This window comes from Desulfomicrobium baculatum DSM 4028 (assembly GCF_000023225.1).
Lineage (GTDB): Bacteria > Desulfobacterota > Desulfovibrionia > Desulfovibrionales > Desulfomicrobiaceae > Desulfomicrobium > Desulfomicrobium baculatum.
Window position 1 is genome coordinate 2,197,239 of record NC_013173.1, and the last position, 25,296, is coordinate 2,222,534.

At 60.2% G+C, this 25,296-nt stretch carries 24 protein-coding genes; 12 read left to right on the forward strand and 12 right to left on the reverse strand.

The window, feature by feature from the left end:
* Positions 1–64: 64 nt before the first annotated feature.
* The 6 genes from DBAC_RS09550 to DBAC_RS09575 all read left to right on the forward strand — a co-directional run bounded on the left by DBAC_RS09550 (position 65) and on the right by DBAC_RS09575 (position 3,707).
* Entirely contained in the window at positions 65–385 is a 321-nt protein-coding gene (locus DBAC_RS09550; RefSeq protein ID WP_015774088.1) for an ArsR/SmtB family transcription factor, read from the forward strand.
* 199 nt (positions 386–584) lie between these two features.
* Positions 585–821 carry a thioredoxin family protein gene (locus DBAC_RS09555; RefSeq protein ID WP_015774089.1) on the forward strand — a complete coding sequence of 79 codons (237 nt, stop codon included), beginning with the start codon at positions 585–587 and terminating at the stop codon, positions 819–821.
* 99 nt (positions 822–920) lie between these two features.
* Positions 921–1,307 carry a thioredoxin family protein gene (locus DBAC_RS09560; RefSeq protein WP_015774090.1) on the forward strand — a complete coding sequence of 129 codons (387 nt, stop codon included), beginning with the start codon at positions 921–923 and terminating at the stop codon, positions 1,305–1,307.
* Positions 1,307–2,011 carry a cytochrome c biogenesis CcdA family protein gene (locus DBAC_RS09565; RefSeq protein WP_015774091.1) on the forward strand — a complete coding sequence of 235 codons (705 nt, stop codon included), beginning with the start codon at positions 1,307–1,309 and terminating at the stop codon, positions 2,009–2,011. The genes DBAC_RS09560 and DBAC_RS09565 overlap by 1 nt, the downstream gene beginning before the upstream one ends.
* Before the next feature lie 113 nt (positions 2,012–2,124).
* Positions 2,125–3,180 (forward strand): ACR3 family arsenite efflux transporter, encoded by a 1,056-nt coding sequence (gene arsB, locus DBAC_RS09570; RefSeq protein ID WP_015774092.1) that lies wholly within the window; start codon positions 2,125–2,127, stop codon positions 3,178–3,180.
* 107 nt (positions 3,181–3,287) lie between these two features.
* The gene (locus tag DBAC_RS09575; protein ID WP_015774093.1) at positions 3,288–3,707 is read left to right on the forward strand and encodes an arsenate reductase ArsC; all 420 of its coding nucleotides are present in this window, start codon (positions 3,288–3,290) and stop codon (positions 3,705–3,707) included.
* Between the two features lie 66 nt (positions 3,708–3,773).
* Here the strand turns inward: DBAC_RS09575 and DBAC_RS09580 are convergent, their stop codons facing one another.
* Positions 3,774–4,223 carry a DUF2325 domain-containing protein gene (locus tag DBAC_RS09580; protein WP_015774094.1) on the reverse strand — a complete coding sequence of 150 codons (450 nt, stop codon included), beginning with the start codon at positions 4,221–4,223 and terminating at the stop codon, positions 3,774–3,776.
* 423 nt (positions 4,224–4,646) lie between these two features.
* On the opposite strand from DBAC_RS09580, the gene DBAC_RS19435 reads away from it, so the two are divergent.
* Complete coding sequence (locus DBAC_RS19435; RefSeq protein ID WP_043810796.1) at positions 4,647–4,901, forward strand: RpnC/YadD family protein; 255 nt, start codon at positions 4,647–4,649, stop codon at positions 4,899–4,901.
* 103 nt (positions 4,902–5,004) lie between these two features.
* Here DBAC_RS19435 and DBAC_RS09590 read toward each other — a convergent pair whose 3' ends face one another.
* Genes DBAC_RS09590 through DBAC_RS09600 form a run of 3 tightly spaced genes read right to left on the reverse strand, consistent with a single transcriptional unit; the run spans position 5,005 to position 10,952 of the window.
* Complete coding sequence (locus DBAC_RS09590; RefSeq protein WP_015774095.1) at positions 5,005–6,600, reverse strand: efflux transporter outer membrane subunit; 1,596 nt, start codon at positions 6,598–6,600, stop codon at positions 5,005–5,007.
* Between the two features lie 4 nt (positions 6,601–6,604).
* Positions 6,605–9,781 carry an efflux RND transporter permease subunit gene (locus DBAC_RS19850; RefSeq protein ID WP_228644869.1) on the reverse strand — a complete coding sequence of 1,059 codons (3,177 nt, stop codon included), beginning with the start codon at positions 9,779–9,781 and terminating at the stop codon, positions 6,605–6,607.
* Positions 9,782–9,794: 13 nt separating this feature from the next.
* Complete coding sequence (locus tag DBAC_RS09600; RefSeq protein ID WP_043810798.1) at positions 9,795–10,952, reverse strand: efflux RND transporter periplasmic adaptor subunit; 1,158 nt, start codon at positions 10,950–10,952, stop codon at positions 9,795–9,797.
* A 613-nt stretch (positions 10,953–11,565) separates the two neighbouring features.
* Between DBAC_RS09600 and DBAC_RS09605 the strand changes: the two genes are divergently transcribed.
* A complete protein-coding gene (locus tag DBAC_RS09605) occupies positions 11,566–13,599 on the forward strand; it encodes a methyl-accepting chemotaxis protein (RefSeq protein ID WP_015774098.1) in 2,034 nt (677 codons plus the stop codon).
* 19 nt (positions 13,600–13,618) lie between these two features.
* Positions 13,619–14,104 (forward strand): chemotaxis protein CheW, encoded by a 486-nt coding sequence (locus DBAC_RS09610; protein ID WP_015774099.1) that lies wholly within the window; start codon positions 13,619–13,621, stop codon positions 14,102–14,104.
* Positions 14,105–14,209: 105 nt separating this feature from the next.
* On the opposite strand, the gene hcp is transcribed toward DBAC_RS09610, so the two are convergent.
* The 8 genes from hcp to DBAC_RS09650 form a co-directional block, all read right to left on the reverse strand.
* On the reverse strand, positions 14,210–15,871 hold the full coding sequence (gene hcp, locus DBAC_RS09615) for a hydroxylamine reductase (RefSeq protein ID WP_015774100.1): 1,662 nt from the start codon (positions 15,869–15,871) through the stop codon (positions 14,210–14,212).
* Positions 15,872–15,929: 58 nt separating this feature from the next.
* A complete protein-coding gene (locus DBAC_RS09620; protein ID WP_015774101.1) occupies positions 15,930–17,111 on the reverse strand; it encodes an FprA family A-type flavoprotein in 1,182 nt (393 codons plus the stop codon).
* A gap of 72 nt (positions 17,112–17,183) precedes the next feature.
* Complete coding sequence (locus tag DBAC_RS09625) at positions 17,184–17,720, reverse strand: HPP family protein (RefSeq protein ID WP_015774102.1); 537 nt, start codon at positions 17,718–17,720, stop codon at positions 17,184–17,186.
* A gap of 3 nt (positions 17,721–17,723) precedes the next feature.
* Complete coding sequence (locus DBAC_RS09630) at positions 17,724–18,314, reverse strand: CBS domain-containing protein (protein ID WP_015774103.1); 591 nt, start codon at positions 18,312–18,314, stop codon at positions 17,724–17,726.
* A 17-nt stretch (positions 18,315–18,331) separates the two neighbouring features.
* A complete protein-coding gene (locus DBAC_RS09635) occupies positions 18,332–19,039 on the reverse strand; it encodes an ABC transporter ATP-binding protein (protein ID WP_043810799.1) in 708 nt (235 codons plus the stop codon).
* Positions 19,039–20,238: an ABC transporter permease gene (locus tag DBAC_RS09640; protein WP_015774105.1), complete on the reverse strand. Its 1,200-nt coding sequence runs from the start codon at positions 20,236–20,238 to the stop codon at positions 19,039–19,041. Before DBAC_RS09640 ends, DBAC_RS09635 begins: the two co-directional genes overlap by 1 nt.
* A complete protein-coding gene (locus DBAC_RS09645; RefSeq protein WP_015774106.1) occupies positions 20,235–21,425 on the reverse strand; it encodes an efflux RND transporter periplasmic adaptor subunit in 1,191 nt (396 codons plus the stop codon). Before DBAC_RS09645 ends, DBAC_RS09640 begins: the two co-directional genes overlap by 4 nt.
* Positions 21,422–22,030 (reverse strand): TetR/AcrR family transcriptional regulator, encoded by a 609-nt coding sequence (locus DBAC_RS09650; protein WP_015774107.1) that lies wholly within the window; start codon positions 22,028–22,030, stop codon positions 21,422–21,424. Before DBAC_RS09650 ends, DBAC_RS09645 begins: the two co-directional genes overlap by 4 nt.
* 235 nt (positions 22,031–22,265) lie before the next feature.
* On the opposite strand from DBAC_RS09650, the gene DBAC_RS09655 reads away from it, so the two are divergent.
* From DBAC_RS09655 to DBAC_RS09665, 3 genes are all read left to right on the forward strand, one after another.
* Positions 22,266–23,543, forward strand: a complete 1,278-nt coding sequence (locus DBAC_RS09655) for a double-cubane-cluster-containing anaerobic reductase (RefSeq protein WP_015774108.1) — start codon at positions 22,266–22,268, stop codon at positions 23,541–23,543.
* Positions 23,540–24,316 (forward strand): acyl-CoA dehydratase activase, encoded by a 777-nt coding sequence (locus DBAC_RS09660; RefSeq protein WP_015774109.1) that lies wholly within the window; start codon positions 23,540–23,542, stop codon positions 24,314–24,316. Before DBAC_RS09655 ends, DBAC_RS09660 begins: the two co-directional genes overlap by 4 nt.
* 182 nt (positions 24,317–24,498) lie before the next feature.
* The gene (locus DBAC_RS09665) at positions 24,499–25,296 is read left to right on the forward strand and encodes a protein phosphatase 2C domain-containing protein (RefSeq protein ID WP_143890881.1); all 798 of its coding nucleotides are present in this window, start codon (positions 24,499–24,501) and stop codon (positions 25,294–25,296) included.

Here is a 25,296-nt window from a genome sequence, read left to right on the forward strand (position 1 = left end):
CACGGAAAAGAATTGACGCGGGAAACGCTTGGCAATATTGCCAAGTGAAAATCAGAGGACAACCATGCTCATGCATTTTCGCCCCACCAGGGAAGACTTCGAGGCCCGTGCCCGGGTCATGAAGGCCCTGGCCCATCCGACCCGGCTCATGATGATCGAGGAGCTTTCGCGCGGCGAACGCTGCGTCCGCGACCTGCGTGATCTTGCGGACTGCGACCTGTCCACGGTTTCCAAGCATCTCTCGCTCTTGAAGGACGCGGGCATAGTGGAAGACGAAAAGCGTGGCAAGCAGGTCTACTATCGCCTGCGCGTTCCCTGTGTGCTGAATTTCTTTCACTGTCTGGACTCGGTGCTCACGGCCCGGGACAGGCTGACAGGCCTTTGAAAAACGGCGATCTGCCGCGTCAGCGAAGAAATCCAGACCGCTTATGTATTCGCAATACACCGCACGTCCTGAATTTTTTCGCTTCCTTGCATCTCACCATTTTTGAAAGGCCTGTGAATTTGAATTGTTATGTCAGTCATGTGTACACTGATTCTTGGCCGCAAGGCCAATCAAAACTTCAACCGTTTACGGAGCTGTCATGAAAAAAGTTCACGTCATGGGTCCTGGCTGCCCCAAGTGCACCGAAACCTTCAAGATCGTCGAAGCGGCCATTGCCGAAACCGGCGTTGAGGCCACTCTCGAAAAAGTCACCGACTTCACCGAGATTTCAAAATTCGGCGTGTTCACCACTCCGGCCGTGGCCGTGGACGGGACGGTCAAGGTCATGGGCAAGGTGCCCAAGAAGGCCGACGTGGTGGCCTGGCTGACCGCATAATACGCTCCTGCCCCGATCCTGTCTTGCGAACCGCTTCGGGGCAGGATGCGCCGACATCAACTACCGGCTTGCCTATCCATCCCTTGCACCGAGGTTTGCATGAAAATTCTTCGCCTTCTCCTTGCTCTCATTTTTCTGGCCGCAGCGTCTCCAGCCCTGGCCGCGCCGTCCCCACTCATCTCCGGCGACCCGCAGGAAGTTCCCATCAAGGGCATGGTCACCATGGTCGACGTCGGCGCCAAGGCCTGCATACCCTGCAAGATGATGATTCCGGTCATCGAATCCTTGTCTGAAGAATACGAAGGCCGGGCCGCCATCGTCTTCATCGACGTCTGGAAAAACCCGGACGAGACCCCGAAATTCGGTCTTCGCGCCATCCCGACCCAGATTTTCTACGACAAGGACGGCAATGAAGTCATGCGCCACGAGGGGTACTTTTCCAAAGAGGAGATCATCAAGGTGCTGACCAAGCTCGGGGTGGAATGATGGATCAATTCCTGATCCTTATCCATGAATGGATGGGGTCCGGCGTGGGTCTGGCGGCTCTGGGCTGTTTTTTGTGGGGCGTGGTCAGCGTGCTTTTCAGCCCCTGCCATCTGGCCTCCATCCCGCTCATCGTGGGCTACGTGGCCGGACAGGACAGACTGGTCGAAGGACGTCAGGCCGCGCTCTACGCGGGCCTCTTCACCAGCGGGTTGTTTCTGACCATCGCCGCCATCGGCGTGATCTGCGCCCTGCTCGGCCGCATGCTCGGCGACGTGGGACCGTACTGGACCATCGCCGTGGGGCTGATCCTGCTGTGGGTGGCCATGGACATGCTCGGCGTGGCCACATGCTCCATGGGCGGAAGTCTCATGGGCCGCTTTAAACTGCGCGGCATGGGCGGAGCCTTTGTGCTCGGTCTGGCCTACGGAGTCCTGTCCGGCTCCTGCACCTTCGGCTTCATCGCCCCCATCCTGGCCGTCATCACGGTGCAGGAAAAAATCGCGACCGGCATCCTGCTCATCATTCTCTTTGGCCTCGGGCACTGCATCCCCATCGTCATCGCCGGCAGTTCCACGGCCCTGGTGCGGCGCCTCCTAGACAATGCCTCCTGGCAGCGCGGCGGAACGGCCTTCCGTCGATTGGCCGGAATCCTCATCGGCCTCATGGGCATCTATTTCATCGCCCGCCCCTTTCTGCCCGCCTGAATCATCTGCCCGCGAGTGCTCGGTTTCATAAACCTGAAGCCCTTGCATTGACATATCCACCTATGCGGATATATCAAGCAAACAAAGCCCACCCAAGAAGGAGCAAGCGCCACATGAAAAAAGAGAACCTCGCCGGAATCAGCTTTTTCGAAAAAAATCTTACGCTTTGGGTCGCCCTGTGCATGGTCGCGGGGGTGCTCATCGGCAAGTTCCTTCCCGCAGTCCCGGCTTTCTTAAGCAAGTTCGAATACGCCAAGGTCTCCATTCCCATCGCGGTGCTGATCTGGTTCATGATCTATCCGATGATGATGAAGGTCGATTTCGCGAGCATCAAAAACGTGGGCAGGAATCCGGGCGGTCTGTACCTGACCTGGATCGTGAACTGGCTGATCAAGCCGTTCACCATGTTCGCCATCGCGGGGTTTTTCTTTTTCGTGGTCTTCGCGCCCTTCATCGAGCCCGAACTGGCCCGGGACTACCTGGCCGGGGCCATTCTGCTCGGGGCCGCGCCGTGTACGGCCATGGTTTTCGTCTGGAGCCACCTGACCCGGGGCAATCCGGCCTACACCGTGGTCCAGGTAGCCACCAACGACCTCATCATTCTGGTCGCCTTCACCCCCATCGTGGCATTCCTGCTTGGCATCAGCGGCGTGAGCATTCCCTGGAATACCCTATTTCTCTCCGTGATCCTATTTGTGGTCATCCCTCTTGCCGGGGGCGTGCTGACCCGCAAGCACGTCATCAAGAGCAAGGGTCTGGACTATTTCAACAACACCTTCATCCCCAAGTTCAACAACGCCACTATCGTCGGGCTGCTGCTGACCCTGGTGCTCATCTTTTCCTTCCAGGGGGAGGTCATTCTCGATAACCCGCTGCACATCCTGCTCATCGCCATCCCGCTCATAATCCAGACCGTGCTCATTTTTTTCATCGCCTACCTGGGGGCCAGAAAAATGAAGCTCTGCCACAGCATCGCGGCCCCGGCGGGCATGATCGGCGCGTCCAACTTCTTCGAGCTGGCCGTGGCCGTGGCCATCACCCTGTTCGGAGCCTCGTCCCCAGTGGTGCTCGCCACCATCGTCGGCGTGCTGGTGGAGGTTCCGGTCATGCTGGCCCTGGTCAAGTACGCCAACCGCACCGCAGGCTGGTTCCCGGATCTGCGGAGCTGACGCAGTGAATTTGCGTTCGGGGATAATTTTGGAATGACTGCCCGCAGTACCGGAATGGACTAAGGGCTTTGATCGTTAAAGCAGTATCGAAGCATCAGGAGATCATCATGAAAATACTCTTTCTCTGCACAGGAAATTCCTGCCGCAGCCAGATGGCTGAAGGCTGGGCCAGGCATCTGAAAAAAGGCGAAATCGAGGCAGCGTCCGCCGGCATCGTCCGGCACGGCATGAATCCTTACGCGGTCAAGGTCATGCAGGAGGCAGGGGTGGACATGAGTGCCCACGTCTCCAAGACTCTCGATGATCTGCCGAGCCTGGAATTTGACGCCGTGGTTACGCTGTGCGGACACGCCAGCGAAACCTGCCCGTTTTTTCCCGGGCCGGTTCGTAGAGTGCACCATGGCTTCGACGATCCGCCGAGCCTGTGCGCCGGGATGACGGATGAAGAAGAAATACTGGCCGTCTATCGCCGGGTCCGCGATGAAATCCTCACATTCATTGAAGGCTTGCCCAAAAATCTGGAATAATCCGCTCACCCGGCAGGGTCCGCACCAAGACCGCCGCTCGAATTCGCAACTCGCGCACCACGCATCTCAATTTGCGGCATGAAGCCGCTCCATGGTGCGGGCCACGGCGCTCAGGCTGAAGTTGCTGAGCATGTGCACGGGCTTCTTGAACTTCTTGCCCAGACTTTTGACCTTCAGGCACGCGCCGTGGCTGTTGCAGTTGACTGGGCAAAGGACCAGATCCGCCCGCTGCACGCTGTTTTCGAGGCCCTTGCCACCGGATTTCATGTGCCCGGCGTGGTACTCGAAAATTCCTCCGCGCTCTTCCACCAGCTTCCGATAAGCCTTTTCCATGCGCTCGATGCCGCCGACGATGAGCACCCGCTTCCTGCACAGGTCATAAGACGGACACTGCGCGCAATCGCCGCTGCGACATGGCACGTATGACGACTCATCCGCATTCGGTTGCGCTGAAAATCCTTTACGCGAATGCCGCCGGTGCTTTCCCAGGTCGTGCTGTTCAACAGATTTGTTCATCCTCGTCCTCCAGTCTGACCGATTGTGTTACCAACTCCATTTCAAACAATTTCCTTCAACTCGGGCATCGGCAACAAAATCCCAGTGCTTCATAAAATTTTATAATTCTAAAATTGAGAGAACTGAAAATTATTTTTTCTGATTTTATTCTGAGTATTTATTTAATTATTGAGAACACAATTATTAGTCACGCCTAATAAATAACCCGCATAAACGCCCCCTGTCAACACACTCCGTTCCTGATCGTTCAACGGCCAACATCCTGCGCCGTCTTTTCCGGGCGGATCACATACACAACACCGCGTATCCGGTTGGAACAACAAGGGGAGTTGTTACCCAGCAGCGGTTTGTCTTACTGCGTTTCCATAATTCAGGCGAACAATCGCCACCCTGCAACTGGATGCGAGCAAGGAGGAAACGATCATGACTCTGGCTGAACGACTCCGCAAGGAAGCCCGAATGGAAGGCAAACTGGAAGGCAAACTGGAAGGCAAGCTGGAAGGGGAAGTCCTGGGCCGCCACGCTGTTCTGAGGCGTCAGCTTGGCAAGCGCTTCGGAAAGGATATTCTTGACATCCGCATGCAGGAACGCCTGCGCTGCGCCACCGCCGAACAGCTGGACCTCTGGGCCGAGCGTATCCTCGACGCTCACACACTGGAGGATGTTTTCAGGGAATAACCCCCTTTTGCGGGCCCGTGCCGTCATTTCTCCCGGCTCGATGCCCCATGCACGGCATCGTTCACGTCATTCTTCGCCGCCAAGCCATCCCCGATAAACACTCTTATTCTCGCGAGCCGCCATCTGTCTCGCCTGAAACGGACGACTCCAGCAACGCGCCCCAGTCCGTGCGCCCGCTCATTTCCCGCAGGATCTCTTGCGGCAGAAAATCCTTGCCGAACCTGAATTCCCAGCCGCCGCCAAGGGCCTTGTACGTAGCGATCAGATTGGTAAGCACCGAGCCCTGCGTGGCGGTCAGCTGATCCTGAACCTGGACTTTGGAGCGCTGCGTGTCCAGGACGCGCTGAAAATCGGCCAGGCCCTCGCGGTACTGGATCATGGAAATTTCCACCGAGCGCGTGGCGGCGGCCACCCCCTGCTCCAGAAACGCCACTTCCTCACGGGAGCGCGAAAAGGCGGTCAAGGCGTCCTCGGTCTCGCGGGCCGCGGTCAGTACTATGTTCTTGTACTGTTCCACAAGCTGCTGGAAACGGGCATCCTGAACGCGCACATTGTTCGTGATGCGCCCATAATTGAAGATGTCCCAGCCAAAACCCAAGCCGCCTGAATACTGCAGGCTCTCACCGCTCCAAAGGTCGCCCAGGCTGCTCCCCCCCGGATACCCGGCAAAGGTCAGGGCCGCGTTGCTGGCCGAGAGGCCGATGGTGCCGAAAAGCGAAAAGCGCGGATAGAGGTCCGCTTGGGCCACCCCGATCAGGGCGCACTGGGCGGCCATCTGCGCCTCGGCGAGGCGAATGTCCGGCCGCCGCCGGAGCAGCTCGGCGGGAACCCCCACGGCCACCTCGGACGGCACTTGCGGAACAGGTCCCGGCCCGCCGAGAATCCGGTCCGCTTCGCCGGGCAGCATCCCGAGCAGGGCCGAGAGCCCGTTCTTGGACTGCCGCAGCTGCGCCTCAAGGCGCGGGATGGAGGCCTGCGTCCCAGCCAGCAGCGCTGCAGCCTGGGTCACATCCAGTTCGGTCACGTCCCCGCCCTGGTGCAGCACCCGGGCGATCTGCAGGGACCGCTCCTGCAACGCCACGTTTTCATGCGCAATGAAGAGCCTCTGCTCCAGGGTGCGCAGGGTCACGTAGACCCGCGCCACCTCCGCCGTGAGCGTGACCAGCAGGTCGTCGTATCCGGCCATGGCCGCGTCCACGCTCCACGCCCCGGATTCCACGGCCCGCCGGAACCTGCCCCAGAAATCCAGCTCCCAGGCCGCGTCCAGGGCCACGGAGGCCGTGGCGTAATACCTGTCGATGGCCGGCGTGGTGTTGGCGTTGTGCCTGCTCAGGCCCGTGTCGGAAACACTGCCTTGAAGCTGCTGCAACTGCGGGAACTGGTTCCCGGTGGCGATGCCGAGCCGGGCCCGCGACTCCAGGATACGCAAGGCCGCCACATGCAGGGACGGGTTGCGCTCGGCGGCCAGCGCGACCAGGCGGTCCAGAACGGGGTCATTCAGACGCTTCCACCAGGCCGCAAGCTCGGCCGGACCGTGCTTCAGCCCCGCGTCATCTTTTTCAAGCCACTCCTGCATCTGCGGAGCCTGGGGCCGCACGTAGTCCGGCCCCACGGCGCAACCGGCGATGACGGCCAAAGCAAGGCTGAAAATCGCGAGCCGAAACGCCCTGCCGCCCAACGTCCGTCGTATATCCTTCATGACGCTATTCCTCGCACTTCACGTTGAAAAAGATGGCATAGAGCACCGGCACGACAATCAGGGTCAGGACCGTGGCGAACCCGAGGCCGAACATGATGGTCACCGCCATGGACACGAAGAAGGCATCCTGGACCAGGGGGAGCATGCCAAGAATCGTGGTCAGGGCGGCCATGGACACGGGAATGAGGCGACTGACGCCGGAATCGAGGACTGCCTTGAAGGGAGGTTTGCCGCTCCCGGTTTCCACATCGATCTGATCGATCAGCACGATGGCGTTCTTGATGAGCATGCCCGAGAGGCTCATGAGACCAAGCAGGGACATGAACCCGAAAGGCTGGTTGAAGAGCAAGAGGCCCGCGGTCACGCCGATGACGGAGAGGGGCACGGTAAGCCAGATGACCAGGGTCTTCTTGATGGAGTTGAAGAGCACGATGACAATGAGCACCATGAGGCCGAAGAACACCGGGATGGTGCCCGCGAGGCGCGCATTGGCCTTGGCCGAGTCTTCGGACTCACCGCCCCAGGCCATGTAGTAGCCGGGCATATCCTTTATGGGCCATTTGTCTGAGTAACCGACCTTGAGCGTCGAGGCGTCATAGTCCTTTTGAAAGGGATCCTCTCCGGGCGGAAGGGTTTTTCCGAGCACCTGCGCCACATCCACGTTCAGAACCTGCTCGATCCTGGGCTTCACGCGCTGCATCAGCTCGCTCGGCAGGCCCTCGCTGGGATCGGCATGAATGCGCAGCATCTTGAAACGATCCCGCCGCCACAGATAGGCGTCCTCGAACTCCATGGTTATGCCGGAAAGCACCTGACCAATGGGAATCATGGATTGCGCGGCCGGACTCCAGATGGGCATGCCCTCCATGCTGTCCAGGTCGGCGCGCTCCTCTTCCGGAGCACGCGTGATGATCGGAAGCAGTTCGTCGCGCTCCTTGAACACGCCCACCCGGGTACCCTCGAAGACAGACTCGAAAGCCGTGGCGATCTGCGGCCTCTCGATGCCGGCCTTGAGCGCCGGAACTTCGGCCATCCGGGGCCGCATGACCTTGGCCTTCTGCCGCCACTCGTTGCGCACGGACTTGGCGTGCGGGTCATCCAGCAGCACCTGCTCCGCCTTGGCGGCGAGTTCCCTGAGGACCGTCGAATCGGGACCGTACAGCCGCAGCTGGAGCTTGCCGCCCACGGAGGGTCCAAGCACAAAGAGCCGCACGCTGACCAGAGCCTCAGGGAACAAGCGGTCGAGATCCCGCTGAATCTCCTTGGTCAGGCCCGGGATGCGCTTGTAATCGTCAACGTCGACAAGGATCTGGCCAAAGGCGTCGTAACTCTTCTCCGTCGGATAGGTCAGCAGGAAACGGACCTGCCCTCCCCCGATCATGGTCGTCATGTGGGTCACGCCTTCGCGCCTGCCGATATCCGCTTCGGCCCGCTCCAGTTGCCGCTGGGTTTCGCGGATGTCAGTGCCCTCGGCGAACCAGAAGTCCACGTAGAACTGTGCTCTGGTCGAGTCCGGGAAGAAGCTGTTCTTGAGGGTTCCAAAGCCGACCATGGACGCGATGAACAGGGCGACCACGACCGCCACAGTGACCCAGCGCCAGCGGATGCACCACGCCAGAAAGACGCGATATGCGCAGTAGAATCTCCCGCCATAAGGATCGGGGGAGGCGCTTGAGCCGTCCGCGTTTTGCGGCCTGACCTTCAGAAACGTCTTGCAAAAGAGCGGGGTGGTGTTCACGGCCGTGACCCAGCTCATGAGCAGGGAAATGAGAATGACATAAAAGAGGGAACGGCAATATTCTCCCGTGCTGTCCTGGGAAGTGCCGATGGCGGCAAAGGCGGCCACGGCCACGAAGGTCGCGCCCAGGAGCGGCACCCCGACCTGTCCCACGACATCACGGGCAGCGGTCAGAGCGTCGACGCCCCGGTTCATCTTCTCCTTCATCCCGTCCGTGACCACGATGGCATTGTCGACCAGCATGCCCAGCGCGATGACCAGCGCGCCGAGCGAGATCCTCTCCAGAGTGATGTCGCCCAGGTCCATGACGATAAAAGTCGCCATGATGGTGATCACAAGGACCGCCCCGATGATCAGCCCGCTGCGCAGCCCCATGAATATGAGCAGCACCACCACGACGATGGCCACGGCCTCCAGCAGGTTGATCAGAAAACCGTTGATGGCCTCGGTCACGGCCCGGCTCTGGTGCGAGATGACGTGCAGCTCCATGCCCACCGGACGCATGGATTCAAGCTCGCGGAAACGCTGATCCAGAGACTCGCCCATGTCGACCACGTTGCCGCCCAGAACGGTGGACACGGCCAGCCCGATGGCGGGCTTGCCGTCGTAACGCAGGATCGCATCCGGCGGAGCGATGTAGTCGCGCTTGATGTCGGCCACGTCACGCAGATAGACCGTGCTGTCCGACCCCATGCCCTTGATGAGCAGCCCGCCGATGTCCTGCTCGGATTTGAATTCGCCCGTGGGGCTGATGGGGATGTATTCGCCCCCCAGCGGCAGATGCCCACCGCTGGCCGGAATGTTCTTGGCCTTCAGGGCGCCTGCGATATCGGACGGAGCAACGCCGAATTGGGACATTTTTTCGCGGCGCATCTCGATGAAGATGGCCTCCTTCTGCACGCCGTAAAGCATGATCCGCTTCACGTCCTTGGCCTTCAAGAGCTCGCGCTGCAGAAACTTGGCGTACTCGTGAAGTTCGCGCGGCGTATAGCCCTCTCCGGTGATGGCCAGAAAGACGCCGTAAACATCGCCAAAATCGTCATTGACGATGGATGGCCCGGCGCCGGGCGGCAGACTGCGCTGCGCGTCGGAAACCTTGCGCCGCAGCTCGTCCCAGACCTGAGGCAAGGAGGACTTGTCAAAGTTGTCCTTCATCGTGACCTGCACGATGGACAAGTCCCGCGAGGATCTCGACTCCACCCGCTCCAATTGGCCCATCTCCTGGCAGGCCTTCTCGATCACGTTGGTGACCTCTTCCTCCACCTGCTCCGCCGAGGCCCCCGCATACGGGGTGATGATGACCGCCTCCTTGATGGTGAACTCCGGGTCTTCCAGCCTGCTCAGATTATTGAAGGAGTACCATCCGACCACCAGAAAAAGGATGGTCATGACCCAGCTGATGACGCTCTTGCGTATGCTCCACTCCGCGATATTCATCATCATTCTCCCGGCCGGATCAGAAGGTTCCATCAAACGGCTTGACCCGCATCCCGTCACGCAGCTGACTGGCTCCGCTCACCGCCACAATCTCTCCGGCCTGCAGGCCTTCGGTTATGCGGATGCCCGCATCCCCGGCCACCTCGCCGATGCCGACCTTGCGGCGCTGCACGGCCATGGATTTCGGCTCCACCACCCAGACATGGGAGACGCCCTGCTCGTCGCCGAAAACAGCCACTGCGGGAATGACGTACCGGCCGTCTCCGTTCACGCCTTGCTGCGCGGAGCCGACGATCATGGCGGTCATGCCCGGCAGGATGGCGACATCGTCCGGCTTTTCCATCTGGAAGACGACCTGGAAGGTCTGGGTTTTGGGGTCCGCCCTGGTGGAGAATTCCTTGACGATGAGAGAAAATTCCCGACCCGGCAGGGCCGCGAACTCCGCATGCACCGGAGCCTGCTTCCCTGTTCTTTCAGAAGGCTCGTTTATGCGCGCAACCACGCTCTCTGGCAGGTCGACCAGAATTTCAAGGGACGAGATGTCGTCCAGGCTGACGACGGGCTCCTTGGCCTGCACCTCCTGAAAATTTTCCACATGCCGCCTGGAGACGATGCCGGAAAAAGGAGCGTGCAGGCGGGTGTAGCCAAGCTTGTCCCTGGCCGCGTCCACCGCTGCCTGGACGGACTCCAGCTCGGCCGTGGCCCGGTCCATGGCTTCGCGCCTTTTCACGATCATGCTCTCGCTGGTCGCGCCGGGATCCTGTTTGCGGATCCGCAGAATCCGCTCGTACTCGCTTTTGGCGCTCTCCAAAGCGGCGCGGACATTGCCGTACTGCCCCTGGGCGCTGCGCAGACCGGTCTCGAAATCGCGTTGCTCCAGCTGTGCCAGAACGTCCCCTTCCCGCACCTCCTGCCCCTCCCCAACGGGAAGCCGGATGAGGGTGCCGGAAACCTGAAAGGCCAACTCCGCCCGCCTGGCCGCCCGCACCGTGCCCGGAAACGAGCGTTGCGTGGCTTGCGAAGCCTGTCCGACGGTCATCATCTTCACGGGCCGGGGCTCCGCGGACGCCTCCTGCACCTCCTTTTGACCCTCGCACGAGGCCAGAAGGGTCAGACAGACAACCACAACGGCCGCGCCGGGAAAGAAAAACCCGAGACTGCGAGAATTTCCGTTCATCCTGCTCATGCGGACACCATATCCTTGTTTTGCTACTGCGAGTGGACAATCCCGGACGGACTGCCGGCTTCTAGTTCCGGCATGCCTGCCCAGGCTAAATTTTCCGTACTGACCTTGGCACCGTCTTTCAGACGACACACCTGTAGCAGATTCCGCACCCACAGTTCCAGTCATGATTTACCGATAATCACCCCGCGCCCCTGGCTCTACCCCACGCCACGACCATGTTCTCCAAGCACTTCGTTACAATCCCAAGAATAAACTCCTGATCGAATATTCTACCTTCTATATTATTCCAATAAATAAATTATTGAAGCATATAATACAACAAATTTTTAATTTATTCATTTTTGCACTCATTATCATCATAACAATAAAATAGTTATAATTTAATTTTATACTATTTTATTGTTATGATTTAAGAAAAATAAATTAATTATTATTTTAAATTTATATTTTTAAATTCTTGTACTACAAAAACTAGTAACACAAGTAAAAAAATGTTTACTTTTAGACAAAACGATCAATCTGTATGACATATTGCACTTTCAACACCCTTGTGACAAAAGGCGCAAAATTAGCACTATTGACACCTCACCTTGCGGAGATTCTCATGAAAAATATCAAACTCGGCACCAAGCTCATTGGCGGGTTCACTCTTACCGCTCTCATCGCCCTTGTCATCGGACTGGTCAGCATTCTGACCATGCGCGACCTGTCCGAAGACATTGAATCCATGGGCACCGAATCCCTGCCCTCGGTGGAGCTTCTGCTGCGCGTCAAGGGCGGCATCGCGGACCTGACCACAAGCCTGCGCGGCCTGCTCAGCACGGAACTGACCGTCCAGGATCGCAAGGAAATCCCGACGCAGATCAGCTCCATCCGCGATGCGTACCGCAAATCGGCGGACGCCTATGCCGCTTTGCCCCACGGCGAGGAAGAGGCGGCGTTGTGGCGGGACATCCAGACCGTTGTCACCAATATAGCCGGAACCAACAACAAGGTCCTGGGGCTTAACGAACGTCTCATCGAACTCGACATCATGAATCCCGACAACCTCATGGGCAGGTTGCAGCAGTTTCGCGGTGACCACTACAGCCTGATGACCAACGTCGGGCAGCTCTTGGCTACCGGCGAGAGTTTCGAAGGCGGAACGGATCACCACGCCTGCAATTACGGCAAGTGGTCAGGGGAGCTGACCACCACGAATTCCAAAATGAAGAGCATCCTGGATACCGTCTACCCCGTGCACCAGTCGTTCCACCAGACCATCGCCAAGATCAAGGAGCTGGCCGCCGCAGGACGAGGTGAAGAATCGCTGGAATTGTACAAACAACTCCTGCCCATCGCCACGGAAGTGTTCAAGCACTTCGGTGACATGCGCGGCCAGGCCCAGGAGGCGCAGGAATCTTTCCAGGAAATGGGTCGGCTGCTCATGGTCGAATCAAGGGTGGACCAGGAAAAACTCGACCAAACCATGCTTGAGGCCGTGGACCTGACCACCCGCAACAGCGCGCAGGCCGCCACCACCGCCGGGGAAGAAGCGACCCGCGCCATGACCGTGGCCAGCGTCGGCGTCGTGCTCGGTGTGATCATCGCCCTGGCCCTGGGCGTCATCCTGACCAGATCCATCACCGGGCCAGTGTACAAGGGCGTGGATTTCGCCAAGAAGATCGCCCAGGGAGACCTGACCGCCGAGGTGGACGTGCACCAGAAGGACGAACTGGGCATCCTGGCCCAGGCCTTGCGCGACATGGTCGCCAAGTTGCGCGAGATTGTCGGCGAGGTGCAGTCGGCCTCGGACAACGTGGCTTCCGGTTCCGAGGAACTGAGCGCCTCCTCCGAGCAGCTCTCGCAGGGCGCCACCGAGCAGGCCGCTTCCGTGGAAGAGGTCTCGTCGAGCATGGAAGAAATGGGTGCCAACATCCGTCAGAATTCCGAGAACGCCACCCAGACCGAGAAAATCGCGCTCAAGGCCGCCCAGGACGCCGAGGCCGGCGGCAAGGCCGTGGTCCAGGCCGTGAGCGCCATGAAAAACATCGCCGAGAAAATTTCCATCGTCGAGGAAATCGCACGGCAAACCAACCTGCTGGCCCTCAATGCCGCCATCGAAGCCGCGCGCGCCGGTGAACACGGCAAAGGCTTTGCCGTGGTCGCGGCCGAGGTGCGCAAGCTGGCCGAACGCAGCGGCACTGCCGCAGCCGAGATCAGCCAGCTGTCCTCCTCCACCGTCAGCGTGGCCGACCAGGCCGGGCAGATGCTGGTCAAGTTGGTCCCGGACATCCAGCGCACGGCCGAGCTGGTGCAGGAGATCTCCGCCGCATCGAACGAACAGAACGCCGGTGCCGAACAGATCAACAAGGCCCTGCAGCAGCTTGATCAGGTCATTCAGCAGAACGCCTCGGCCTCCGAGGAAATGGCCTCCACCTCCGAGGAACTGTCCAGCCAAGCCGAACAGCTGCAGTCGTCCATCTCCTTCTTCCATCTGGGCGCAACGGCGGCCCGCATCACCCGTCAGAGTGTCCACCGGGGCAGGCCGCAACAATCCAGAAAAGCCCCAAAGGCTCTGGCCGCCAAGGCTCCAATCGGCGGACTGGCCCTTGATATGGGACGCGATGATGAAGACGATGAATTCGAACGCTTCTAACCAAAGATCGAGATAACCCATGAGTGACATCACTACCCTGCAGTACCTGACCTTCGCCCTGGGCGAGGAGGTCTTTGCCCTGGAGACGGGCTGTGTGCGCGAGGTCATCGAACTCGTGCCCGTGACCCGCATCCCCAAGACGCCGCCTTTCATGCGCGGAGTCATCAACCTGCGCGGCCACGCCGTGCCGGTGGTCGACCTGCGCATCAAATTCGACATGCCCACCGCCCACGACACGGTGAACACCTGCATCATCATTGTGGACGTGGAAGTCGAGGGAGAAAACTGCTACATGGGCGCCATCGTCGACTCGGTGCGGGAAGTATTCGAGATGACCAGCGACCAGATCAACCCGCCGCCGCGCATGGGCACGTCCATAAGGGCGGACTTCATCCGGGGCATGGGCAAGCAGAACGAGGAGTTCATCATGATTCTCGACATCGGCAAGGTCTTCTCCCAGGAGGAACTGGCACTGGTGCTCGAAAAGGAAGGGACGGAAGCGTAACACTTCCTTTTTGCCCGGAAAGCCTGCTCCAGCAGCCTGCCGCACATACAAAAAGCCCCCGCTTGGAAGATTCCAGCAGGGGCTTTTTCAGTTCTACTATGAGTTCTAGTTTCCGGCCATCATGGCTGCGATGTCGTCCTGTACCGTTCCGATGGGCCTTATGTTGAAGTTCTCAACCAGCACCTTGGCCACATTCGGGGACAAAAAGCCCGGCAGCGTCGGCCCGAGGCGGATGCCCTTCACGCCGAGAGCCAGGAGGGCCAGGAGCACGGCCACGGCCTTCTGCTCGTACCAGGCGATGTCGTAGGACACGGGCAGGTCGTTGATGTCATCAAGGCCGAAGACCTCTTTGAGCTTCAGGGCGATGACGGCCAGGGAATAGGAATCGTTGCACTGCCCGGCGTCCAGCACGCGGGGAATGCCGCCAATGTCGCCGAGGTTCAGCTTGTTGTAGCGATACTTGGCGCATCCGGCCGTCAGGATAACCGTGTCCTTCGGCAGGGCCTCGGCCACCTGGGTGAAGTACTCGCGTGACTTCTGACGCCCGTCGCAGCCGGCCATGACCACAAAGCGCTTGATGGCGCCGGATTTGACCGCCTCCACCACCTTGTCGGCCAGGGCCATGACCTGATGGTGGGCGAATCCGCCGACGATGCTGCCGGTCTCGATCTCGACTGGCGGCGGACATTTCTTGGCCTGGGCGATCAGCGCCGAGAAATCCTTGGCTCCGCCCGCCGGACGGTCAGCGATGTGCGTGGCGCCCTCGTAACCGACCACGCCCGTGGTGTAGAGACGATCCAGATAGGTGTTGTCTTTTTTGAGCGGCACCAGACAGTTGGTGGTCAGCAGGATGGGGCCGTTGAAGGATTCGAATTCAGGATTCTGCTGCCACCAGGAGCCGCCGTAGTTACCCACGAAATGCGAATACTTTTTGAATGCCGGATAGTAGTTGGCCGGAAGCATCTCGCCGTGGGTGTAAACGTCCACGCCCGTGCCCTCGGTTTGTTTCAGCAGTTCGGCCATATCTTTGAGGTCATGGCCGCTGATGAGGATGCCGGGATTCTTGCCCACGCCGATGTTGACCGTGGTGATTTCCGGGTTGCCGTAAGTGGTCGTATTGGCCTCGTCCAAAAGGGCCATGGTCGTCACGGCCATGTTGCCCGCCTTCATGACCAGAGCGACCATTTCGTCCACGGACAGATTTTTGGTGGTGGAAGCCAGGGCTTCAAGCATGAAGTCATCGATCTCGGGCTTGCGGAAACCCAGCACCGCCGCATGGTCGGCATAGGCGGCAACGCCTTTGAGGCCGATGATCAAAAGTTCCCGCAGGGAGCGAACATCCTCGTTCTCCGTGGCCAGAATACCCACGCTTTTGGCCTTTTCGGCAAAGGCGGACGAGTTCCCGGTCCAGGTCGCGGCCTCGGGCAGCGGATCGGCGAAATCCTTGCCGTGCTTGGCCTTGTAGGCAGACAGGAAGGAATTTTTGAGTTTGTCGCGACGGGCAAGAGCTTCCTGGATCAGGGTCACAAAGCGACCGTCGTCCCAGTTGGCATTGGTGATGGTGGCGAAAAGCGCCTGCAGCACGAAATCGTCATTGGAGCGATCCGGATGCCCGAGTTCTTTGAGTCTTTCGCCATACACGGCGATGCCGCGCAGCACGAAAATGAGCAGATCCTGCAGGTTGGCGGTCTCTTCCGGCTTGCCGCACATGCCTTTGACCGTGCAGCCCGTATTCTTCGCCGTTTCCTGACACTGGAAGCAGAACATAGTGACCTCCTTTTTTTGTTGTTGATCGCGTGACAACGCACGCACCTCAAGTCAAAAACTACCCTTGAAAGCCGCTCTCCTTGTGCTTGGCGGCAATGGCATCCGCCAGACGATCCAGGGCGCCGTAGGTATCGTCCGTCGGCAAGCCCTTGCACAGCACAGGCTCCAGCACCTCGACCTTCAGATTGGGAATCATGCCAGCCAGGGTCTCCACCGTCTTGCCGCCCCATCCGTAGGAGCCGATGATGGACAGGTATTTGGCCTTGGGACGCAGGGCATTGGCCAAAAATGCCGCGTAGGCGGCCATGGGATGCGGACCGGCAAGCACTGTGGGGGTGCCGAGCACGATGGTGCCCGCATCCACCAGGGACATGGCCAGCTTGCCGATGTCGGTCACGGTGAGATTGAAAAGCTCCACCCGCACCTCGCGCTCGGACAGGGCCGCCGCCAGGTGATCGACCATGAGCCGGGTGCTGCCGTGCATGGAGACAAAGGGTAAGGCCACCAGATTGTGCGCCGTGCCCGAAACCCAATCCTTGTAGGCGTCCACGATCCAGCCGGGACTGTCGTAGATCTGGCCGTGGCTGGGGGCGATCATGGCGATGTCGTAGGGGCCGAGTTTTTCGAGGTTTTTGGCGATGATGGCCCGAAACGGCATCATGATCTCGCCGAAATAGCGCTTGGCGGCTTCATGCACCCGGCCCTGGTCGCGCACGAAAAGGTCGCTCGTGGCGATGTGCGAACCGAAAAAGTCGCAACTGAACAGGATCTTGTCCTCAGCAAGATAGGTGGACATGGTTTCCGGCCAGTGCACCCAGGGCGTGAGAATGAAGGTCAGCGTCTTGTCGCCAAGGGAGAGGGTTTCGCCGTCTGCGACAACGATGAATTTGTCATCGGGGATGAGCAAAAGATCCATGAGCATGGACTTGGCCTTGGCGTTGGTGACGACCTTGGCCTCGGGGTACAGGTCCAGTACCAGGGCTATTGTTCCGGAATGATCCTGCTCGGCATGCTGGCAAATGACATAGTCGAGTTTTTCCACTCCATCCAGGTGCCCAAGCAGGGTGTCGACCATGTCGGGGTCCACGGCGTCGATGAGCGCGGTCTTCTCGCTGCCTTCCACGAGGTAGGCGTTGTAGGTCGTCCCGTCGGGGAGCGGAACCAGGGAGTCGAACAGCCGCCTGTCCCAATCCACCGCACCCATCCAGAAGACGCCGTCTTTTATTTTCTTCGTATGCATCGCTGAGTCCTTGTTTTCGTGTTGCGGATGTCTTGTTTTACGCTTCAGCCAGTGCGGCAGGGCGCGTCCGAACTAGAGCCAAAACTCCGGATAACGCCTGCCTTTTGGAATGTTGTTGACCACCAGGGCAACCAGAAGCAGGATCACCGCCCCCAGTCCCGCCGGAACCAGGGCGTACATGTAGCCCAGGCTGTGCACCGAATCCCCGCCGATGACCGCGATCAAGGCCGTGGCCCCGCCCGGAGGGTGCAGTGTCTTGGTCAGATGCATGACCGCGATGGCCGTGGCCACGGCCACCGCAGCGGCCAGCCAGGGAGTCGCGCCAAGAATCTCTTGTGCGCATACACCAATTAAAGCGGAAAGAACATGCCCCCCGAGCACATTTCTTGGTTGGGCCAAGGGGCTGCGGATAGCGCCGTAGACAAGGACCGCCGTGGCCCCGAAGGAGCCGATGAGCAGGGCCTGACCGGCCTGGTCCACCATCCGCGCGTGCAGAAGCCCGACCAGGGCGATGCCGATCACAGCGCCGGTCCAGGACCAGAGCACCTCCGAAAGGGCTACCCGGGGCGGGCTTTGCGTCGTGCCGCGCATTTTCTTGAAATAGTCCACGGGCTACCTCCCGCACATGGAGCCGACAAGGTCGGTCCGGGTCACGATGCCGACAGGGCGGCCCTCTTCGTCGCAGATGGGCAGGCGGTTGATGGAATGCCTGGCCAGCATCTCCGAAAGCTCGGCCACCGGCGTTTCGCGGGAAGCGACCACGGGCGGGGAACTCATGATGTCGTCCACCAGCAGCTTGCGCACATCCGTGACCATGCACCCCGGGGTGCTCAGGCAGGTGGAGACCACGGTCATGAATGAGGCCGTACCGGGCAGGCCCATCTTGCGCAGATAGTCCTTTTCCGAGACCACCCCGCAGATCCGGCCCTCCACGTCGAGCACGGGCGCGCCGCTGATGCCGAGCCCGGCCATGAGCGCTGCGGCTTCCGAGGCGCTCATGCCCTTCTGCAGGCAGTGCACGGGCGCGGTCATGATGTCCTCGGCCGTGCCCAGGGAGCGCACGCGCTTCAGGGCCAGGTCATATGCCAGCGCATAAATCTCCCGAAACGTCCCCGGCGTTATGTCCACGTAGCCCTGCATGGAACGCATGGCGTCGAGGACATCCTCTTCAGTCAAATCCGTAAATCCGCATTGATCGTTCATCTCATCTCCTTTCCGGTTCACTCCACGGACCGCCCTTCACCGGCCTGTTCCTCGGTGCGCCCGTCCCGAATCTGGTACAGGCGCTTGAAGGTCGGAATGATTTTTTCATCATGGGTCACGACAATGATCGCGGTTTCATACTGGCTGGCCATCTGGTTCAGAATCCGGATCACGGCCATGGCCCTTTCGCTGTCCAGGGGCGCGGTCGGCTCGTCGGCCAGAATGACTGGCGGCCGATTGACGAGGGCGCGGGCAATGGACACACGCTGCTGCTCCCCTCCCGAAAGCTGGGCAGGCATAGCCCCCGCCCTGTGCCCGACGTCCAGAGCTTCGAGAAATTCCAGAGCCAAGGCCCTGGCCTTGGAATTCGGCATGCCGGACAGCATCGGCAGCAAGGCCACGTTGTCCGTAACGTCCAAAAAAGGAATGAGGTAGGGCGCTTGAAAGATAAACCCAATCTTGTCGCGCCGAAGCGCCCGCAAATCGGAAATCTTCCAGCCCTGATCGAAAATGATGTCATCCCCCAGCGTCATCCTCCCGCCGCTCGGCTCGATGACCGCTCCCAGGCACTTGAGCAGCGTGCTCTTGCCTGAACCTGACGGGCCGATGAGACCGACCACTTCTCCCGGCCCCACGACCATGTCCACCCCCTTCAGGGCGTCCACCGCCGTGTCGCCTTGGCCATAGCGCTTGCGCACGTCTTCGATGAGTATTCCAGGCATCATCACCCTCCAATGGCTTCGGCCGGATCGACCTTGAGGGCCGCACGGATTGCCATGACGCTGGCCAGTGCACAAATGACCATGACGGCCACCAACCCGCGCGCCGCGTCTTCGGGCAGCAGCAGGACGTATTTCGGGAAAATGGGAGCCCACAGCGTGGCCGCGATCTTGCCGACCACGAAGCCGATCAGCCCCAGCCCCAGGGCCTGTTGCAGGATCATGGCGGCAATGGTCCTGTTGCGCGTGCCGATGAGTTTCAGGACCGCGATCTCCCGGATCTTGCCCATGGTCAGCGTGTAAATGATGAAGGCGACGATGGCCGCGCTGACCACGGACAGAATGACCAGAAACATGCCGATCTGACGGGCCGACGTGGCCACGAGCTTTTCGATCAGGATTTCCTCCATCTGCGCCCGCGTATAGACCTGATACCTGCTCCAGCGCTGAATGGATTTCGCCACTTCGCCCGGCACATGGCCGGGAGCAAGGCGGACCAGCACGGCGTTGACGTTGGTGTTGGTGGACTGGGACGCGATGACGGCGTCCAGAAGACCCGGAATCGGACGGTTGAATGCCGGATTCTGCGCTGCCCGCTGGCGGGAACGGACGATGGCGTCGTTGTCTTTCAAAAACTGCGCCTCCTGGGCGTCCTTGAGCGGAATGAAGACCATGGGGTCACCGCCCGAGGAAACCGTTCGCCGAGTCAGCCCGACCACCGTGTAGACATTTCTGCGGATGACGATCTCTTGCCCCAGCCTGAAGCCGGTTTTGACATCGGCCACGGCCTCGTAATGGCTTCGGGTGATATGGCGTCCGGCCACCAGAAAAATGGGCTGTCCCGGCTCTCCGGGCCCACCCGGAACCACGCCGACGACCATGGCCCGCACGTCGCCGCCGTCGTGCCGGACCTGCATGGTCAGATAGGTCACGTTCGCAGCCCTCTCAACGCCCTCCATGCCGAGAATCGAGCGATAGACATCGTCGGGGATGGTCGAGGATTCGGCGTAAGGACCCAGGGTATCCTGCTGCACGACCCACAAGTCCGCCCCGCTGTTGTCCAGAAGCACCTTGGCGTCCTCGACCATGCCGCGATAGATCCCGGCCATGGACAGCGTCACCCCGATGAGCAGGCCAAGCCCCACCCCGGTAAAGACGAACTTTCCCCAGGAATGCAGGATATCGCGCCCGGCCAGGCTGATCATTTGGGCACCCCCGGAAGATGGTCCACAATCGTGATGCCGCTTCTGGCCGTCAGCGTGGACGCGCTGTGCGAGACGACGGTCTGTCCCGCACTCAGCCCCTTGCGGACCTGCACCAGCCCGTCCAGATCTCCCTGGCCAAGTTCGACGGGAACGAATTCGATGTTCCCGTCTTCAACAACCCAGACTCCAAGCGTGTCTTTGTCCCGCAGCACGCTGCTGCCGGGAATGGCCGGAGCAGGCGGCAGGGCAGGCAGATCCACGGTCACCTCGGCCAGTTCGCCCATGGCAGGCAGAGGGTCTGGCAGGGATTCGAAGGTCACCTTTGCCAGCAGTTCCTCAGTCACGGCGTCCGCAACCGGCTCGACACGGTACACGTGCGCGCGAAGGGATTCCGACGAACGGGAACGCAGCACGACTCGCGCCGGCAAGCCGGCCGCAAGCCCGGAAGCCCGGAGCTGATCGAAGCGGGCATTGACCCAGATATGATCCGGGTCGATGATCTCCACCACGGCCTGCCCGGCCACGGCAGTCGTGCCGGGCTCGATCAGCCGCCTGGTGACCAGCCCGGCAACAGGCGAAACCAGCCTGACGGTCTCCCGCTGGCGAGATATGCCGGCCCCTTCGGACGTGAGGCGGTCGTATTCGTGCTTGGCCGAAGCCACGGTGGCCAGGGCGGCCTCAAGCCCGCTCCGCGCGACCTGCAACTCCTGTCTGCTTGCCTCGAAGGTATCCCTGCTCACCGCTCCGCTCTGCACCAGGGTGTCAAAGCGGCGGGCCTGGGACTCGGCGTAGGTTGTTTTCGCCCGCAGTTCCGAAACCTGGGCTTCGGCGGCCCGCACCGTCGCAGCGGCGCGCATCATGGCGGCATCCTGGGCGTCGAGCCTGTCATCAAGGTCCACGGGGTCCATTTCACCAATGACCTGCCCCGGTTCGACCCGGTCCCCCACATCCACCAAAATCTCAAGAACCCGGCCGGAGCCTATCGGTCCAATGTTCTGCGTGTACCGTGCCTCCACCGTGCCGATGCCGAAAAGCGACGGCTCCACCGGCATCTCCCTGACCTCGAACACGACCACCGCAACGGGAGCCAACGGCCCGGAACGCAGCGCCACATACAGGAAGGCCCCTGCCAAGAGACCAAGGATGACCAGCATCAGAAATTTCTTGCGGGACATGAGACTCATCATAAGGATCTCCTTATGGCGCGACGAAACAGGGCAAACGTTTGCGCAGCACCGCGAGTCATGCACTCCATATCGCCAAGCAAGAGCGCCTTGATGACCAGTCCCTGGACTGCGCCCACAAAAAGGGAGACCGCGACATCCGTGGGAATCGTGCTGTCCACCTCGCCACAGGCTTTGCCCTGCGCAAGCGTCCCGGCCAGGAGCTTTCCGTACTGCTCGATCAGGGCAGCCACGACGATTTTAGCCGGAGTGGATTCGGTTTTCTGGAGCTCTCCGAAGAGCATACGCGGAATCCCGGGATATTCAACGGCAAAGGCGATGTGGGCCATGAACATGGCCTCAAGAGCGGCAAGCGGACTAGCGGCGGTTTGGGCCGCCGTTGAAACACGCGCATACAATTCCGTGGCAACCCACTCCATGACCGCGCGCCAGATTTCGTCTTTACTGGAAAAATGCCGGAAGATACCGCCCTGGGACAAGCCCATGCGCGCCGCAATGGCCGTGGTCGTTATGTCCGCCGGATTCTGGACGGCGGCCAATTCAAGCACCGCCTTGACGGCCATGCCCCGCCTTTCCTCCGCCGAGAGATATTTTGCTGCCTGATTCATGATGTCTCCAAAGAAAGCGATTGATAACTTTCTTTTGGTTCCTTGTTCGAAGTTGTCAAGGGTCCAATTTTTCCGTTTGACCCATTACGAAGCACGGCAAGCACTGTTTTCCCGTAACGACGGTGACCGCCAATAGAAACATCCGATCCATAATTCGCGAATCCATCAATTATCACGATTTGCATCCACTCCATGTTTCCAGCATATAAGGAAAAATTATTCTCCGGAGGTAATGATGACGCAGGAAGCTTATCGTGAAATGTGGGAAAATCTGAATCTGGACATCGCGGCCCATGACGGGCTCCTGGGCGTGCTCGGAAAATTTTACGGCGACATCTACATGAGCCAGCAGGGACGGCTCAAAGGAATGGAATACCTGGATTTCGTGCTTTCGGAAGTGCACGGCCTGCGCATCAAGGAACTGCAGGATGCCAAGGCCCAGGGACGCAAGATCATCGGCACTTTCTGCGTGTTCGTGCCCGAAGAGCTGGCCCTGGCCCTGGACGCCGTTCAGGTCGGCCTGTGCGCAGGAGCCGATGCGGGCAAGGAAGCGGCCGAAACCCTGGTACCGCGCAACACCTGCGCATTGATCAAGTCCTTCATCGGCTTCAAACTGGCCCGGCTGTGCCCCTACACCGAATCCTGCGACCTGATCGTCGGGGAAACCACCTGTGACGGCAAGAAAAAGGCCTATGAGGCCTTTGCCGAGCACGCGCCCATGTTCGTCATGGAAGTGCCGCAGACCAAGTCCCCCGCCGCCCGCGCCCTGTGGAAAGAGGAGATGCTGCGCTACATGGCCAGGCTTGAGGACCTGACCGGCAAGAAAGTCACCGCCGAAAAACTGGCCGAAGCCATCAAGACGGTCAACGCCCGCCGACGTGCCCTGCAGCGCCTGAACAGGCTGCGCGCCGCCGTGCCCACGCCCATCTCCGGCCGCGACGTGCTGCTCATCAATCAGGTCAGCTTCTACGATGATCCGGTCCGTTTCACCGCGTCCGTAAACACCCTGTGCGACCAGCTCGAAGAACGGATCAAGGCCGGCGAAGGCGTGGCTCCGAAAGACGCGCCCCGGCTCATGCTCTCCGGCTGTCCCATGGCCGTGCCGAACTGGAAGCTGCCCTATGTCATCGAAAGCTCCGGGGCGGTCATCGTCGGCGAGGAGTCGTGCATCGGCACCCGCAACACCCGGGACCTGGTGGACGAGTCCGCCGGGACCCTGGAAGAGATGCTCGACGCCCTGGCCGACCGCTACATGAAAATCGACTGCGCCTGTTTCACGCCCAATGACGAGCGTCTGGAAAACGTCGAAGCCATGGCCTCGGACCTGAAAGTCGACGGGGTCATCCAGTACGCCCTCATGTTCTGCCAGCCCTACGCCCATGAAGGCATCAAGGTGGAGAAGCGGCTGACTGCGGCCGGCATCCCGAGCATGTCCCTGGAGACGGACTATTCCATGGAGGATGTGGAGCAATTGAAGACCCGCGTCGAAGCCTTCCTGGAAACCGTGAAATGACGGTTCTGGGCATCGACATCGGCTCCCGCTCCATCGAAGTGGTGGCCATGCGGCAGGGCAAGGTGGTGGAAAAGCGTCAGGCTCCCACCACCTTCAATCCCGTTAAGCAGGTAATGGACCTTCTGAGCGGCCTTGACGCCCACCTAGCGGTGGCCACGGGCTACGGGCGCAAGCTGGTGCAGGAACTGGACCTGGGCTTTCCGGTTGAGACCATCACCGAAATAAAGGCCCACGGCCTGGGCGCGCACCATCTTTTCCCGGCGGGCCGGACCGTGCTCGACATCGGCGGCCAGGACACCAAAGCCCTGTCCCTTTTGCCCAGCGGCCGGGTCGGCAAATTCGAAATGAACGATCGCTGCGCGGCAGGCACGGGAAAATTCCTGGAATACACGGCCCAGATCTTCCAGATTCCGGTCCAGGACTTCGGGAATTACGCCCTTGGCGGCGACAAGCCGCCCATCATCAATTCCATGTGCACGGTCTTCGCCGAGACCGAGGCCACGTCCCTCATGGCCCAGGGCGTACGTCCCGAAAACATCGCCCTCGGCCTGCACCTGTCCATCGCACGGCGCACGGCCAACATGCTCGGCCGCGTGGGTCTTGTCCTCCCGCTCATCTTCGTCGGCGGCGTGGCCCACAACCCCTGCATGCGCCGCCTGCTTGCCGAGCAGACAGGCACCGCGCCCGGCGAAACCCTGTTCATCCCCGACGAACCGGACATGACCGGAGCCCTAGGCGCGGCGCTGTGGTCCGAGACACTGGCTTCCGGCTGACCGCGTCTGCGCAGGGATCATCATGAACGACCGGGACCGGACTGCGGCCCCGCTTTAGTGCTCGGAACAGCTGGATATTGCCGGAGGCCTGAGACATCAATCGAGCGATTCGATTGCAATGCACCAAACGCATAGAATTTTTCATTTTGACAGCCGGATTCGAAAACGATCACTGTGTCCGCATGGGTATGAAAGTTGAACAGATTCTTGAGCAGGGTTCCGGAGCCCAGAATGAAGACTATCTGATCTCGGAACACGATGTCTTTGGCGTGTTTGACGGCTCGACGAGCCTGGACGGAGCCTTTTTTGGCGACGGCCGGAGCGGCGGAGCCATGGCGTCATCCATCGCGGGCCGGGCGTTTCTGGGAGGTTCGGAGCCACTGACCGGACTCGGGGCCTTGGCCAACGACTCCATCAGGGCGCAGATGGAACTTTGCGGGGTTGATTTTTCCAGACGGTGCGGCCTGTGGAGCACCAGTGCCGCCGTCGTGCGCCTGAGAAACGGCGTCATCGAATGGTTCCAGACAGGGGATTCGCAAGTCGTCTTCATCGGCCAGGATGGTAACCACAGGGTCGCGACCAGACGCGAAGACCACGACTTCCCCACCTTGAGCCTGATCAGGGAGAAAGGGCGCCATCACCCAGAGGTGCGAAAACTCGTGGAAACGATCCGGCAGGACATGAACCGCAGCTATGGAGTGCTGAACGGGGAGCGAGAGGCGGTGGATTTTTTCCGCACGGGAATGGAAGATGCCCGTAACATAAAGACCGTGCTGATCTTCACGGACGGACTGGATGTCCCCTGCCCGGCCCCCAAAAAATACAAGGACTTTTCATGCCTTGTCGACATGGCCTGCGAACTGGGGCTCGAAGGTCTGCGCGATCATGTGCGCAGTCAGGAGGCAGCCGACCCCGACATGAAACGGTATCCGCGCTTCAAGAAACATGACGACATCGCAGCCATCGCCATTCATCTCTAG